The following is a 15407-nucleotide window of genomic DNA, read 5'->3' on the forward strand; positions in this document are numbered from 1 at the left end:
TTGCAGGGATTCTCTGCAGGCAGAGAGTGCTGGAAATCTCTTCACTTTTCAAGAAATTGCCTGAATAAAGGCACGTCTTTTTACCGTATACTGAAATATATTCATTACTCATTAATTACCCTTAATGCCCCTGCAATCGCCAGTGGTGCCAGACATATCCCAAGTATCAGGAACACAGACAACCAGAGAATATGACCTGTATACGGCATGTTTTGCATTGCAGCACTAACGGCCCCTGTGGCAAAAATCAGTACCGGTATGTAAAGCGGTAACGAAAGCAGGGTCAGCAACACGCCTCCGCGTTGTACTTTTACCGTTAAGGCAGCACCGATGGCCCCTGCCAGACTGAGTACTGGTGTTCCCAATAACAGCGTCATCATAAGAGGAGAAAAAGCTTCTGATGGCAGATGCAACATAATGGCCAGCAATGGTGCCATTAGTGTTAAACAAAAACCGCTGGTTAACCAGTGACTGAACACCTTGGCCAATACCAGTAAGGGCAGCGGATGTGGCGACATCAGTAATTGGTCCAACGCCCCGTCCTCCTGGTCACTTTTGAACAATGAGTCCAGCGACAGCAAAACAGCCAGCAGAGCACCAATCCAGATAATGCCTGCTGCCAGTTCTGACAACACCTCCCGATCCGGCGCAATCCCAAGGGGAAACAAAGTAGCCACCATCAGAAAGAACGCCATGGGATTAATGGCCTGACCGGGTGACCGGAACGTGAGCGTCAGGTCCCGGCGAATCAGGGCCAGGCAGGCTGAGAACCCCCGCATGGATGGCTGGTCAACCCTGGACATCTTGCCCCCTCTCACCATCAGCACTCCTTTCTTCGCCAAAGTGCTCCACATTCAACTTACGCAGATTTCCCTGACGATCATTCAATGGTTGATGGCTGGTAACCAGCACCATACCTCCCTGATGGGTGTGCTCATCAAAAAGTCTCTCCAGCCAGGAAACACCTTCAATATCAATCGCGGTGAATGGTTCATCGAGAATCCAGAGCCGTGCCGGGCTGGCAATCAACCCGGCAAACGCCACCCGCCTTAACTGCCCAGCGGATAGATGGCTACAGGGAATATCTTCATAACCGGCAAGCTGGACCCGATCAAGGGCAGCGAGCAATACTTCCCGATTGATGATGGTATTGGCCAGCCTGGCTCGCCAGACAAGGTTTTCAAGAGGCGTCAGATCCAGTTTCAGTCCTGGTTTGTGGCCAAGAAAAAAACAGTCAAGACGAAAATCAGCATACACTGTCGATAAAGGCTGGTCGTTCCAGAAAATATCGCCACTCAAACTGGATGAAAAGCCAGCAATGATGCGAAGCAGCGATGTTTTACCAGCACCGTTTCGCCCCTCAATCTGGAGTATTTCTCCACTACCAAGCTGAAAGGACAGGTTACTGAACAGCAGCCTGTCGTCCCGCTCACAGCTCAACTGAACCACATTAAGCAAAGCGAACTCCTGAATCCAAAAGCGTGTATCGCCGAGACCCTGATTCGCAAAGCAGCACAGCCATGAGCAATGAAAAGCCCTGCTTTCCAAGATGTCCCTATATAGCGTTGGTTGGCGATTATATCAGGAAATTTTACTGACTGCGGAGGTAAATAGTGTTCATTAACAGTATTGAAGAAGCCTTGGAAGGGCTCAGGGCATACCGATCTTCACTCCCAATAGAGAAAGTGAAGATAAAAGGCATTTGGAAACGGGTACAGAAGGAAAGGAAAGTATTTGCAAGGATCAAGGCGTTGTTACTGCGCCATAACCCCTGTGGTGTAGGACTCACCCACAACATCAGACTTCAATGTCACCGGATAATCCAAGGCTAACCAGGAATAGTAACCGTCCCTGAGGAAGAACACCCGTTCATAACCCCATAATGCGGCCAGATAACTGCCAATAGCCCCTCTCATATGGTATGTGCTGTTTCCGTAGATCACGATAGGAGTCTCTTTTTCCAGAACCCCCGGCACCAGCAGCTGACGAAACCCACCCCTTAGATCAAGACTGTGAGATCCGTCTACGTGTCCATATTGCCACTGTTGATAGGGACGCACATCGATAAAGAGTGCGCCAATATCATGAAGGCGTTTTGCCTGGTGGGTATTGATGGTAATCACACCATTAATTTCTTCTGGTGCTTCTTCCTGAGCCGGAAGAGTAAAGGAGAGTGCCGACAACAGAATGGCGGCCGAGATAGAAATCCATTTCATATTATGCAGGTCCGTTATTAAACAACTTAATAAAAGAAGTATATGGAGCTAAGACCCACTCACTTGGAACAATAAGAAACTAAAAATAAAATGTTCAAAGCTATGCAGCATATAACCGGCATATATTTCTGAAAATAGATCAACTCAACTGAACGCTGTCAAAATCAAAAAAGAAAACGCCCCGATTCCCGACGCTTGACCATATTTTGTCACTGCCCTGTAAAAACGGTGTGGCTGAGACGTTAACTCAGCCAGTTTTGCAACCGTGACCTTAAACGCAGTGCAGCCTGAGAATGAATTTGGCTGACTCTTGATTCACTGACCCCTAACACTTTACCGATCTCTTTCAGATTCATCTCTTCATCGTAATAAAGCATCAATACCAGCTTTTCTCTTTCAGGCAGTTTATCAATAGCTTCAATCAGTGCTGTTTTAAATTTTTCTTCCTGAATATCTGCTGAAGGGCCCCTGTCTCCTGAGCGAGCCTGCATTCTTGATTCTTCACTGTCAAATAACTCTTCATAACTAAAAAGACGACACCCTCTTAAATCACTCAGAATGGTGTAATACTCATCAATTTTCACATCAAGTTCTTTGGCGACTTCAGAATCCCGGGCATCTCTTCCCAGTTTCGCTTCAACAACCTGAACCGCTTCAGTAATACGACGACTGTTGCGATATACTGATCTTGGTCCCCAGTCCCCTTTTCGAATTTCATCCAGCATTGCGCCACGAATTCGAATACCGGCAAACGTTTCAAAACTGGCACCTTTGGATGCATCATATTTTGAAGCTGCTTCAAGCAACCCAATCATTCCTGACTGGACCAGATCATCAATCTGAACACTGGCGGGCATTCTTGCGGCGAGATGATTGGCAATTCTTTTTACCAATGAGCGATGTTTTATCACCATCTCTTCCATGTTCAGTGTCGTTTTTTGTGCCGACTTGGTTTGCACGTCCTGTGCTGTCTCTGTCATGATTAGATCCTCTCCTTGATCCTACCAGGCAAAAAGAATTCTATACGACCTTTTGGCTCAGGCACCGGTAATTTTGCTAGCTGATGTCCAATTCTGTGAAACGCTCTTGCAGCCCGACAATCGTTACTGACAGTCAACAGTGCCGACTGCTGTAATACCGCTTCACTTACAGCCTTATCATGTGGAATTGCACCCAGAAAGCTTAAAACTATCTGTTTGTCGTCTTTCAGATACTCCTGTAATTTCTCAAACTGTTTAGCACCGCCTCTTCTGCTGCTCACCTGATTAACAACAATATAAAACTGGTGAACATTGAAAACCCGGTACAGAAGCCTTATCTGTCGAACAGCATCAATAACAGACACGTCTTCCTGACTGACGACAACGACCACCTCTGTTGCCGCCTGAATGAGAGTTACATTATCCGGGGCCAGGCCCGGAGCCGTATCAATAATCAAAGTATCCAGATCTGACGCAAGATCATCCATGTCCTGAATCAACTCTACTGCCTGAATAATTTGAATACTGTCTTTCCAGTCTCCCTGAGCAGCCGGTGTAAATACCCTTACACCCGATGGACCATCCAACAGTCCTTTCTGCTGATGGCCCGAGCTCTCAGTAACGAACCCACCTTCAGCAGGTGATGAAAAAATAAAATCAGACGACAATTGTTCTTTTAAACCTTCTTCATTCATCCCGAGGGTGAACTCAACATCTGGTACAGAAAGATTACCATCCATCAAAACGACACGCTGACCCAGCTTTGCCATCGCCAGGGCAAGGTTTACTGCAACTACGGTTTTACCGACACCTCCTTTACATCCTGAAACCGCAATCACTCTTTTCTTTACTTGCGCCATCGTTCTCACTTTAATTTTTCAATTGCTCAGAAAATGCATATAGAAAAACGACACAATATACATATCAATGAACATGCCAACTTTAATTTGAAAAATAAAAACAGCTACCAAACCCCAAAAAAATACATAAAGAAAAATAAAAAAACACAACCACCTGTTTTTTCACAACTTTCTAAAACAACACCGATTTCATTTCGCTATTTTTTTGACATAGATTAATTTTCGGTTGCTTTGAAAATATCTTGAACACTTTTTTGAACTATCCAAAAAGATAGTTATTTGACAGTGTCACTTTATAGTGACGCAAAAATGGCAGCATTTGACCGACAAAACAGGGAAGAAAAAAACCAGATCGTGACATGATGTCGATTAGCGCATTCATTAAATATGCAAATAAAGGATTACCTGCAAACCAATCAGCAACAATTATCGAACAGTGGATCAGCAAGAAGAAGGGAGTCGAAGCACAACAGAACAATACAGAAACAAAAACCGGAACGCATTGATTAACGCAGTAAATCTGAGAATGAATCTGTTAGCAAAAAAAATGGCTACAAAAATGTAGTCATTTTTTCTGCATCACTGAATATCAGTTTTTCACAGAATCCTCATATCTCTGCAAACCATACTTGCGCATTTTTTCCACCAGGGTCGTTCGCCGTATCTGCAACTTGTCTGCTGCCCTGGCAACAACACTATTGCAGTCACTCAGCGCCTGCTGAATCAAACTCTTTTCCAGTCGGGTCAGATATTCCTTAAGGTTCAACCCTCCTACCGGCAGTACTGCAAGGTCTTCCGAAGTAGCAGCACCGGCAGGCTGGATACTGTCCGGAAATAAATCCGCCACACCATCATCTTCCTGACTGATCAAATCGAAATGACAGAAACTTTCTGGCAGATCCTGAACCCCGATAACCCCATAGGGATACATAATCGCCAGGCGCTCCAGAAGATTGGCCATTTCCCGGACGTTACCCGGCCAGTCATGCCGACAAAGCGATAATATTGCCGCTGAACTGAGTCGAATTGATCCCCTGGCCTGCTTCTCCATATTGTGGGTCAGCTCATTAATCATCAGCGGAATATCTTCAGGCCGCTCTTTCAGCGAGGGCATCTCAATGGGAAATACATTCAAACGGTAATAAAGATCTTCTCTGAAGCTTCCCTCAGTGATCATACTTTCAAGATTCTTATGGGTTGCAGCAATAATTCGAACATCCACCTCAATAGGCTCTGTTCCACCAACCCGTTCGAAGGTCCTCTCCTGCAAAACCCTGAGCAACTTGACCTGCATGTGCAGAGGCATATCGCCTATTTCGTCAAGAAACAGTGTTCCGCCCTGGGCCATCTCAAACCGCCCCTTGCGACTGGTCACAGCACCAGTGAAAGCCCCCTTTTCATGGCCAAAGAGCTCACTTTCTAACAGATCAGTGGGGATAGCACCGCAATTGACCGGAACAAATGGCGCACTTCTGCGATAGGAATGCTCATGAAGATTGCGGGCAACCACTTCTTTGCCGGTGCCGGACTCACCGGTGATCAAAACATTGACGTCCCGATCCGCCACCTGGGCCATGGCGGCCCGAACTTTACGAATACGCTCGCTCTTGCCAACCAGCCCACGGAACAGTTGTACCTGCTGGTTGTAGCCAGTCTGGTGTGCCTGACGCCACTGCTCACGGTAGACCTGACCATAATGCAAACTGGATAAAAGTTGCGGCTTGCTACATGGCCAGTCAACCCGTGCAATGATTTGCCTGGCCAGTGCTAACGACAGATTGTCTGGCAGTGACTCCGCAATCCGGATAACCGGAACGCCACCACACCAGCCCTGGACTCGGGAAAGCATTCCCTGCAGGGAGCTTTCTGCCTGTAAAAAATCACCTAGAAATAAGGCACTGAAGTTTTCCGGGGGATAAGCACTAACAGCATCTTCCCAGTAGGCTGCACCGATAGCCACTGTGTGATAGCCCATAAACTGCAAAATAGTGCTGAAGTCATGCCGACGCTGCTCCGCGTCTTCAATGATGAGTACCTGCTCAGCTGTTTCCATAAGACGACGATCCTTGTCATCCGATTAATTTTTACAGCGTAGATACAAATTTTCGAAATTAAATTACAGCTTATTATTTCAGTAAATAACCAAAAAGTGGATTCGTCAAATTTTTGTTTGTTTTTTATTTCAAAAAATCATAAAAGAAAATTATTTAAACCATATCCTTTATGCATGGGAGCCTCACCTATAGATAGTTAGAAGCTAGATAGTTAGAAGCCCCCAAACCAGCTTAAATCCCGCTGGCTTTCAGATACGCCTCCACATTCTGTCGCAAATGGGCAGGATTGATGGTGCCAACAATAGCTGAAGAAACCGCCGGGTGTGAAAACACCAGTTTCATACTTTCCAGAACGGGGTCCTGTCCTGACAGGCAGGCATGACCACTGGCCAGGGCCTTCTTGATAAAGATGCCTTTGCCATGTTCCAGCGCATAGTCCAACACCGGCTTTTCGCCCTGTTCGTTCAGGTTATAGGTCACCATGGCAACGTCGGAATGTTCCAGCGCCAGGATGCCACCGGCAACCGTTTTGGTGGACATACCCGAAGCGAGGATTTTCCCCTCTTTTTTCAGATCAGCCAGCACTTCCAGGCAACCTGTCTGCTCAATGATATTGACATCATCACCATTGGAATGCACCAGCAGCAATTCAATCACATCGGTATTCAGGCGCTGCAGGCTTCGCTCCACACTGAAGCGGATATGCTGCTCCGAAAAATCAAAACAGGACTCTCCCCGACCATTTTCAACAGTGACAAACTCTTCACCAACCTTACTGCAGATGACCCACTGTTCACGCAGCCCTTTATGTTTGGCAAACAACTGTCCAAGGCGTTCCTCGCTGGTGCCATAGGCCGGAGCCGTATCCAGCAGGTTCATGCCCAGGGTATGGGCCAGGGTAAGCAGATCCAGCATTTCACGGTCATCAGGAATCGTAAACTGTTCCGGGTACTTTACGCCCTGATCCCGGCCAAACTTAACGGTGCCGAAACCCAGCGGCGACACTTCAAGATCAGTACCGGCGATCTGCTTGTTAACAAGACACTGACTCATAATGTCTTCCCTTGCACAAAATGCCCCTGCCAGAAATTTGGACAGATCTCCGGCCGGGAAAATCCTTCCGGCATAACGAAACTGTCATCCGTCGCTGGACGAATATTATCCTCCTGCAGCAAACGAACCACTTCATCAGAGAGATTAGGAGCCAGTGCCAATTTCGTCGGCCAGGTGACAATACCGTTGGCCACCGGCTGACAGAAAGCCGCATCCGGACGAAGCAGGCGGCTCTGTTTTGGCTCGGCACGATTGACCCGCAAGGTGTCCCACTCAGCCAGACTCAGGTCTACCCAGGGCAACAGCACTTTCAGCTCTTTTTTCGCCGTAGCAATCAATTCTTCAGCAGACTGTTTGACACCATCTTCCGCAATGCCTCCGCCGAGATACCAGACCCACTTGCCATCGGCATCCGGATGGCTGGTAATGGTCATTCTCGGCAGTGGTGTTGTGCCAAGACAATGGGCGTAGATAGGTTCAGGATGGGAATGACGAACCATGACCATCTGCAAGGGACGTACCTGCATTTTTGGATGACTGACACCCCAGGTATTCAATAGCGCCTCAGCGCCTTCACCCGCGGCCAGCACAAACCGTTTGGCTTGCAACAGGGTGGTCTGACCATCGCTATCCGCCAAGGCAACAGCATCAATCTCACCGTTGGCATTGGTTAACAACCGGGCATTACCCTGCTCGCTCCAGTCTACTTTCAGCGTTTTATCTTCCAGGCCACTGACCAGGGCCCGGGTAACGGTGGCAATATCCAGAACGATTTCATTGAGCTGATATACCTTTCCGCGAAAACCATCATGTTTGAAAATGGCTGGAAACTGCTCACTGGTCAGTGCATCAACCCGTCCACGAAGCGCTTTGCTGGCAAAGAAAGAGGTCATTCGTGAGCCAATATCACCTGGCGACCAGAGATAGTGGTATTCAGACAATATGCGGGCCGAACGGAGATCCGGATCCACCTCCCCACCCTTGCCAGCCAGGGCATTACGCCAGCGCTCCGGCATACCGGCAATGGCCTGGGAAGCATTGGTTAACTGACCAGTTAACGTGTATTTTGTACCGCCATGAACAATGCCCTGGGATTTTATGGTCTGACCACCGCCCAGAGCATTCTGCTCCAGCAACAGGGTTCGATAGCCCAGGGTATTCAAGGTGCGAAATAACCAGAGACCGGCGATACCACCACCAATCACCACCACATCGGCTTCTACAGTTTGAGACATAAGAGAGTTCAACTATTTGGGATGACCTGAAATGGGCGGCATTATAACACTGCCGGACTCATCCCTGAATGACAGTCTTTGATCGAATGAGGTTGACACCCTGCCTGTGTTAAAGGATAGGGAGGGTGTCTAATGGACCTGAAAAATATAACTTTGAAATAGCCTCCTAGTTTACCCGATCAATATCATGAGCAGCTTTTTCAGCCATCAGGTAAATGGCAAGTATCGGAAAAGTCCCCACATGTCTAGGGAATACTGATGCATCCACAACCCGTAAGTTTTCAATGCCCCGTACACGAAAGTCACTATCCAGCACCGAAAAAGTATCATCAGCTCTGCCGATGGCCACAGTACTGAACGCATGATGAGCCCAGGCACCATCTCTGATTGCCTGTTTGAGTTCCTCATCTGATTGCAACGATCTCCCCGGCCAAACTTCCTGGTATTGCGTTCCATAAGTGGTTTCTGCATTCTGAACAATATCACGCACCAACTTTACGCCCTTGAGAACACCTTCCAGATCAGTCTCACCAGAATTCGGATTTCCACCCAGCTTCAGTGTGTTCTCATTACCATCTTCAAAGTAATGGTAATTAATTGAAGGCCGGTCAAAAGGGCTATCCGTCTTCAGCGTCACAATTCCACCACGATTTTCATTATGGCCCTTCAATACCACCCAGGTGAATCGTTGTGGTTGAAGCCCCACCGCACTGTAGCCATCAAAATAACCAGTAAACTGATTCACCAGGCCAAAGATATGCAGGTCCTCCTCAGGCTTATCCGGTGAAGACTTTGTCAGTATTGACGCAAAGCTCAGATTGGTTGACAACACCGATTTCTCACTCTGTGCATTCAGCGTGGCTGCACCCTTCAAATACGCTACACAGCCTTGACCAAGAAGGTTATTAAAGAAGGACAAACAACGCTCAAACCACCCCAGCCTGGTTGGGGCTTCATATACCATGCCTACTTCATACCGATCCTGAAGATTTCTTCCTACACCCGGTAATGCATGACGCAGGGGAATATTGATATCAGCACGATTAAATACTTCAGGATCACCAATACCGGACAACATCAGCAGTTGCGGTGTATTGTACGCACCGGCTGCCAGAATCACCTCTTTGGCCGCATAGGCTTGATTACGAGTCTGGCCTGAAGCATCCTGATGAGTCTGGTCTGCGGTGTACGCGCCTTCAGCCACTACATACTCAACCCCCGTCGCCTGTTTACTGTCCTGACTATCAAACAGCACCTCTGTCACCAGAGAATTGTACTGAATAACCAGCAACGGACTATCATTGTCATAGTCCCAGAGACCATCATTTTTACACCTGTTTTCGCGCTGACTATCCGACAACCCGTCCGGGTTTAAGGGATCCGCCAAACAGGCGCTTGCCAGGATTCGCTCACGAACACTCGCCCGGAAGCCATCTTTTTGAGCCACAGGCAACACCCACATGCCCTCTTCCTCGTTAGCCAGCGATGCATCTAAAAGGTTATTGTCATTCAGGTTTTCAACAATGGATTTATTACTGTCAAAATTGGGAGGGTTCACAACTGATACTGCAGACTCAACCATCTCTTGAACATATTGACCATGTATATCGTTAACCAGCCAGTCCGCTTCATATTTTTCAATAGAGGCCCAATCATTAAGAATAGGCAGACAGGTACTGTTTATATAGCTGGCCGACCAGGAGTAATCCCCCGTCAATTCAGCTAACGAATCCCAGTCTGAATTTTTTGGCAGCACATTTATCATGGCGTTGTTAGTTGAGGAGCCACCTATCCCGGTGCCTCGAGGATAGAAAATGCCTTCTCGAGAAGTTCCGTCGGGACAATCACAGTTGCCATTGCCTTGAACAATACAGCTGACGCGCCTCTCAGGATTATCATTGATACGACACATCGCATTAGTGTTGCGTGCAGCCTTCGCAGGGTCACTGTAGTGCTCTACATAATAGGACCAACTTTTCCTGGCTTTTCACTGGCAAAAGGATGTGCAGCAGGAATAGTATAGGTTGGATTATTGTCAGCAGGATCGCCACCCACATCGATGAGTAATACTGAATGCCCCAGATGTGCAAGTCGTGATGCCACAGTTCCTCCACCTGAACCCGCACCTACAACAACAAAGTCATACTCTGGCTCTGGCACTTGTTCTGGTAATGGTTCTGGCTCTGATCCACAATAGAAAAATATGCAGTACCATTTGGAAAAAGAAATTGCTTCAGCAGCGCCGGACCAGCTTGAAGTTATAATGGCTAGCAAAAATATACTCAATCTTGTCAGCTTCATCTAAACAGCCCTTTTATTATTTTTATTTTTTTCAATTGTAAGAGCCTGAGCTACTTTTTGACCGAAGAAGGCTGAGCTCAATACTCTGGCTTTGCTCTTCATTCCAATAAGAACAACTCAATCCATGACCGGGTATTATTGAAGAGCAAGTTAAGGATGATACAAAATAATCACAGATAAATCTTCGTCCCGATATGAAAAGACTCTCATCGAAACAAGTGTTTCTCCTTGTAGAAAAAATCGGCATTCGCGTGAACTTTCTATCAACTCCCGGGTCAATATATTCAGTTTCTGCGTTTATCAGGTTGTATCCATGCCCCCTATTCATCCAATGACCTTTACCCCTACAATTCCTCAAATTACATCCGCAGCAGGGGCGCAACCATCCGAATCATCCTCCCAAACTGATCAACCATTGGCAGTAGCCATGGATATACCACAGCCCCCCCATGAGACAACCCCTGATATTGATTATGGTCATATTATTCAGCAAATTATCAGCACATCAAACCTGTCAGGAACCTGGTCACATCAAAGCATTGAACATCTCACTCAATGTTTTGATTTAAAGATCCAGGCCAAAGTTATTACCCTTCTTGAAGACGCATCAGCATTCAGGCAGCTTCAACCATTGCGACAGCAAATTGCCGGGCATCTGGAGTACCTTCGGAATTTTTTCCATGAACATGGCGGGGATGCCAATAGTATTGAAACAGCCATTGCCAACCATGCTGATCAACTGGCGGAGAAAAAAGCTGCCATTGAGAAAAGAAAGCTGATCAGTCACTGGCTTCATTGGGACCAACACGAAGTCGATCAGTTAGCCGCAAGCACTCTGGCAGACACCTATCGGGAGTGCAAAAGTGATAAGCACCTGGGCGATAGCGTCAGGGCCAGGCTCTCTCATCTAATAGAACTTGCTGAAGTACAACCGGAGTTCAGGGAGATGTATACGGTAGACATTGGCTACCAACAGACTCCCTATGAAACCGAGGGGCATTTCCTGATCAAAATCCCCGATGGCAATCATGCACTTGGCTATAGCTTTTTCGACCTGCTCTTCAGCCAGAACCTACTGCATGATATGGAAGCAAATTATGATGGAGAAACCGGATTTTCATTAACTAAAGATCAAATGATCAAACTAAGTGAGCACCTGGAAGAATTAAACAAATGGTATGACGACTTTTTATGTATTGTGGGTGATTTGCTGGGGGTGGATGACAGGATTTCAGAGGATAGCGCTGATCATTTTGTCAGCATCGGAAAAAAATCAATGGCCGAAATTCTCAGAAATCCAATACGTATGACGACAGCGTGTCAACGTTTGATTAGCCCTTTACCACAGGCGCAACCCTGTCTGCTGTTCAATACCCTTTCCATTAATCTTGAGAATCATGATGACAGGGACTTCCTGAAGGACAAGTTTGAATCAATTTACGCAGAACTTGCGATGTATGGTGCTAACGGAGAACCCAAGCAGTTTCTGCGCGGAACCTACAGCACCAATCTGAATGTTGCACAGTTACGTCTCATTTGTCCGCACCTCAATAAATTATTAAAGCTTCAACAATTGCTGAAAGAGGTGACAAGTACCAAAAGCCTGCGCACTGCCATTGACGTATTGAAGGAACTGGGAATAAGCGAACTGGACTCCATAAAAAGTTATAAATCCGCTTTACTCTATGAGATTTACCAACAAATAAAAGGCACCAACAGCCATCCCGCATTACTTTCAATTCAAAACCACTTGACGAATATCCAACACATTTCAGGGATTGAGGAGAAATCGCTGAAACTTTGTCATGACCTTTTACGGCATCACGCAGTGTGCTATTTCAGGAAACCGGCGGATCAACCGGTCATTGACGAGGAGCAACTCTTCGCCATCTATGGCGATAGCGAGAGGGATGTCATGTACGCGGGGAGGCAGCTGCACAGGAATATCCAGGCTCTGTGCCAGACACTCCGGGATTGCCATGCGTATCAGCAATACAAATCCAGCAACCCGGGGGTTGATGGAGCGTTAGCCGCATTGGAAAGAAACTTTATCCAGCGGCTTAATCGCTATTCAGGCATGAGGGATCATGGCTACAGCGGTCGCAGGATGGTTGACGAGTCTGTTGGGTATTTTGAAATGTTTGTCAGCCAGTTATTCTATGCAGAAGTTTATAACCTGACAGACAACTCAATCAGCCATGCCTTGAATAATCTTGTCGCTATAGTTGGCAATGATTTAGAAGGCTGCAACGAAGGTTTTTCAGGCCGGATACAATCGCTGTTACTTCCGTTGATTTCTGGCAGTAACAGCCACATAAAGGATTGTATTCAGCAATTTTTGCAAGACAGCGTTACAGCATCTCTTGCCAGTGCCATCGGACACAGTAGTGAATCCTCCATGGCGGCTCGCTGTCAGGAACAAGTCAATCACTTTACAGGGCTGTCCATCGTCTCCGGGTCGGCTCAGGCTGATGCCTATGAAAACCTCACGCCTGAAAGCCAGCAAACCATTAGCCATCTTTTGCACTCCCACTACACCCCCGTTTCGCTTTACCAACATGTTTATCGTTTTGTATCCGATGAGTTCTGGCGTCTTAATCACGAGAGAAATGATGATGACATTTATCAACTGATGCACTTGCTCGGTTTTGGGGCTGATCAATCATCAGGTGCTGATAATGAGACATTCCGAGAACAGATTGATCGACAATACCGGGTAAGGGGTAATGCACTCAATCGCTGGCAATACGCACTCTTTCAGCAGGATCTGCCCAGGCACATTGTTGGCTATCTGGTTAAAGAGCAATTCATCGACGCTAAAGGTCCGAATGAGAACGATGGCTTATATATCCATCGGGAAGCTTCACAAGGCAGTGATAAAATCATGCAGCCACGCCGCCCACCTGCAACTGTCGACACGCAGGAGACCAGTCAATTGGAAGCTGACCGTCGATTTGGTTTTCAGCCAGAAAGCAGGATGGCTCAGACTGGATACAGAGTGGAAACATCATAGGATAGAAAGATGATAGCGGCCGCAACAGGTACCCCCTATGTTTACACTGCGCTGACAGAGACGGAAAATCGTTCACTCCCCGGCAATAGTGCGTTATCCGAACGGAACTGCTTATCTCTTGTTGATCAGTTTTTTCAGACTGAAATCCAATCCTGCCGGGAAAAAATGGATAGAAGTCCACTCTGGGATACTTTCAAAGCACTGCCAGATACCTTCCTGGCGTATATATACGCCGAAAAAACCCGGTTGGCGATGGCAGAAGAGAGCCGGCACGTTGTTAATGAAAATCAACAGATCGTTGCCGGGTTTCATCATGGGTATGAAGCCAGCGATGATCAATATCACCCTGGCACTTTCCAGCCGTTTATGATGAAAGGCTACTGGATTCCCTGTTCTGAAGGAAAACTGTTTCAGCTCCGCCAAGGCCATTGTTCAATCACGCGCACGGTCGAAGGTCAGGACCAAATCCTGTATCTGGTACATCCAAAATCCGCAACACTGTTTGCCCCCCTGATATCAAAATATCAGCATACACAGGTTGATGTTCCCGCTTTAGCATTGAGCTCATTCAGAACCTTGTTGATCGCCTTGCCCGCTGGCGGCACAACAGAATTTGCCATGGTCAAAGTCAGCCTGAATGAGGAAATAGGGGGGGGTCGCAGGTTGCTTTATCAAAAAGAGTGTGCAGCCAGCGTAGCGAATTCGTCGGTATTAAAAATTAAACAAACAGAGAAGTTTACGTGTCTGGAAGAAAATTTGTCTTTCGTTCCTGATGCCCACCTGATTGACCCGAAAGAAGAAGCCGTACAGCTATCCGGTGCCGGTATGATCCATAGACCTGTTCCGGAATTATTCACGACTCAAGGCCACTACATTATTCCACTATATGCACTGTTTGGCATAAACAACTGGCCTTTGCTCAATGCCCTGATTGAACAAAGTCAAACAACACCTACTCAGTTTATTACCGGTGCATTACTCAGGCCCATTGCGGAAGAAATGGTTGATCACATTTACAGGCAGCGCTTCTATCTTGAGTTCCATGGCCAGAACGTATTGTTGAAGCTGACCATGGATCACAACGATTTACCCGCTATTGATTTTATCTACCGTGACATGGGCGGCGTTAACTGCCGTCTGGGTGACGTCCAGCTACACCAGCTGCCGGAGCATCTCCGTGGTCATGCCCAGTACTGGGAACCAAACTTTATTCCTGATGCCGCCGTCATAATGGAGGGAATCGCTAAAAAAGTACTGTTCAACCTGACGAAAGTCTTTTTTAAATCAGAACCCACCACCAGGGACCCGGAATTTTGTTGTTGGCGTGCAAAAATGACTGTCTATGGCTACCAGGATAACTGGACACTGCCAGGAGCCGACGGGCGCACAGATAACCATCGAACGCGCCACACCCCAAAGACTTTTTACCGCTATGGGTATTTTGAAAAAATATTTGCCCGGGAATTGCTTGAAGTGATGACCCGCCACGGTATTTTCCTGAACATCAAAAGAAGCTGCCCTGACTATGACTACTCATTTTTTATGGATAAAATAGGCAATATCGATTCCTGTAATACACCCTGCGTAGAGTTTGAATGGTTTTCTGAACTGGTGAAAATGACACTTCCTCACTATTTCCAGCATCAGGATGCATACTCCCGAAGAAAGAATATCAGTGTGGTAAGACCATAGGAG

General features: G+C 46.9%; 12 protein-coding genes. 2 read left to right on the top strand and 10 right to left on the bottom strand.

Annotation, left to right across the window (positions count from 1 at the left end; all coding sequences use genetic code 11):
• Positions 1 to 104 precede the first annotated feature (104 nt).
• The 10 genes from ccmB to ACO6VE_RS04995 all read right to left on the bottom strand — a co-directional run bounded on the left by ccmB (position 105) and on the right by ACO6VE_RS04995 (position 10699).
• Entirely contained in the window at positions 105 to 821 is a 717-nt protein-coding gene (ccmB, locus tag ACO6VE_RS04950; RefSeq protein ID WP_422460043.1) for a heme exporter protein CcmB, read from the bottom strand.
• Positions 790 to 1449, bottom strand: a complete 660-nt coding sequence (gene ccmA, locus ACO6VE_RS04955; protein WP_422450566.1) for a cytochrome c biogenesis heme-transporting ATPase CcmA — start codon at positions 1447 to 1449, stop codon at positions 790 to 792. The genes ccmB and ccmA overlap by 32 nt, the downstream gene beginning before the upstream one ends.
• 305 nt (positions 1450 to 1754) lie before the next feature.
• Complete coding sequence (locus tag ACO6VE_RS04960) at positions 1755 to 2216, bottom strand: rhodanese-like domain-containing protein (RefSeq protein ID WP_422450481.1); 462 nt, start codon at positions 2214 to 2216, stop codon at positions 1755 to 1757.
• 242 nt (positions 2217 to 2458) lie between these two features.
• On the bottom strand, positions 2459 to 3139 hold the full coding sequence (locus ACO6VE_RS04965) for an RNA polymerase sigma factor FliA (protein WP_420810348.1): 681 nt from the start codon (positions 3137 to 3139) through the stop codon (positions 2459 to 2461).
• Positions 3140 to 3198: 59 nt separating this feature from the next.
• On the bottom strand, positions 3199 to 4056 hold the full coding sequence (locus ACO6VE_RS04970; protein ID WP_422450480.1) for a P-loop NTPase: 858 nt from the start codon (positions 4054 to 4056) through the stop codon (positions 3199 to 3201).
• Positions 4057 to 4645: 589 nt separating this feature from the next.
• Entirely contained in the window at positions 4646 to 6109 is a 1464-nt protein-coding gene (locus ACO6VE_RS04975) for a sigma-54 dependent transcriptional regulator (RefSeq protein WP_422450479.1), read from the bottom strand.
• A gap of 232 nt (positions 6110 to 6341) precedes the next feature.
• Positions 6342 to 7163, bottom strand: coding sequence for an aldo/keto reductase (locus ACO6VE_RS04980; protein ID WP_422460045.1), 822 nt, complete (start codon positions 7161 to 7163; stop codon positions 6342 to 6344).
• Entirely contained in the window at positions 7160 to 8398 is a 1239-nt protein-coding gene (locus ACO6VE_RS04985; RefSeq protein WP_422450477.1) for an NAD(P)/FAD-dependent oxidoreductase, read from the bottom strand. The genes ACO6VE_RS04980 and ACO6VE_RS04985 overlap by 4 nt, the downstream gene beginning before the upstream one ends.
• A gap of 166 nt (positions 8399 to 8564) precedes the next feature.
• A complete protein-coding gene (locus ACO6VE_RS04990; RefSeq protein WP_422460047.1) occupies positions 8565 to 10154 on the bottom strand; it encodes a GMC family oxidoreductase in 1590 nt (529 codons plus the stop codon).
• Positions 10155 to 10354: 200 nt separating this feature from the next.
• A complete protein-coding gene (locus ACO6VE_RS04995) occupies positions 10355 to 10699 on the bottom strand; it encodes a hypothetical protein (protein ID WP_422460049.1) in 345 nt (114 codons plus the stop codon).
• A gap of 313 nt (positions 10700 to 11012) precedes the next feature.
• Here ACO6VE_RS04995 and ACO6VE_RS05000 point away from each other — a divergent pair, with 313 nt between their 5' ends.
• Together ACO6VE_RS05000 and ACO6VE_RS05005 are read left to right on the top strand one after the other, a co-directional pair.
• Positions 11013 to 13712, top strand: coding sequence for a hypothetical protein (locus tag ACO6VE_RS05000; protein WP_422460051.1), 2700 nt, complete (start codon positions 11013 to 11015; stop codon positions 13710 to 13712).
• A gap of 165 nt (positions 13713 to 13877) precedes the next feature.
• Positions 13878 to 15404, top strand: coding sequence for a hypothetical protein (locus ACO6VE_RS05005; RefSeq protein ID WP_422460053.1), 1527 nt, complete (start codon positions 13878 to 13880; stop codon positions 15402 to 15404).
• The last annotated feature ends 3 nt before the right edge of the window (positions 15405 to 15407 follow it).

The organism is Endozoicomonas sp. ALB115 (assembly GCF_049310245.1).
Taxonomy (GTDB): Bacteria; Pseudomonadota; Gammaproteobacteria; order Pseudomonadales; family Endozoicomonadaceae; genus Endozoicomonas.